The sequence below is a fragment of the Streptomyces spiralis genome (assembly GCF_014654675.1).
GTDB lineage: Bacteria > Actinomycetota > Actinomycetes > Streptomycetales > Streptomycetaceae > Streptomyces > Streptomyces spiralis.
Genome location: NZ_BNBC01000095.1, coordinates 1 through 475 on the forward strand (window position 1 = coordinate 1; position 475 = coordinate 475).

General features: G+C 69.3%; 1 protein-coding gene and 1 pseudogene. Both read left to right on the forward strand.

Features of this window, described 5'->3' with window-relative positions; translation table 11 throughout:
• Window positions 1–237: pseudogene (locus tag IE318_RS43340) on the forward strand (S-(hydroxymethyl)mycothiol dehydrogenase); the annotation flags it as partial.
• Window positions 237–475, forward strand: a 239-nt coding sequence (locus IE318_RS45935; RefSeq protein ID WP_229904190.1) for an MBL fold metallo-hydrolase, incomplete at its 3' end; no start/stop codon positions are given. The pseudogene IE318_RS43340 and the gene IE318_RS45935, both read left to right, overlap by 1 nt.

Consider the following 475-nt stretch of genomic DNA (forward strand, 5'->3'; position numbering starts at 1 on the left):
GAGATGAAGCTGGAGCTGCCGCTGCTGGACGTGTTCGGCCGGGGCGGCGCGCTGAAGTCCTCCTGGTACGGCGACTGTCTGCCCTCCCGGGACTTCCCGATGCTGATCGACCTCTATCTGCAGGGCCGGCTGGACCTGGACGCCTTCGTCACCGAGACCATCGCCCTCGACGAGGTGGAGAAGGCGTTCGAGCGGATGCACGGCGGCGACGTGCTGCGCTCGGTGGTCGTGCTGTGATGGCCGCCCGCATCGAACGCCTCGTCACCTCCGGGCAGTTCACCCTCGACGGGGGCACCTGGGACGTCGACAACAACGTCTGGATCGTGGGCGACGACCACGAGGCGATCGTCATCGACGCCGCCCACGACGCCGAGGCCATCGCAGAGGCGGTCGGCGAGCGCCGGCTGACCGCCATCGTGTGCACCCACGCGCACAACGACCACATCGACGCCGCACCCGCCCTCGCGGACCTCAC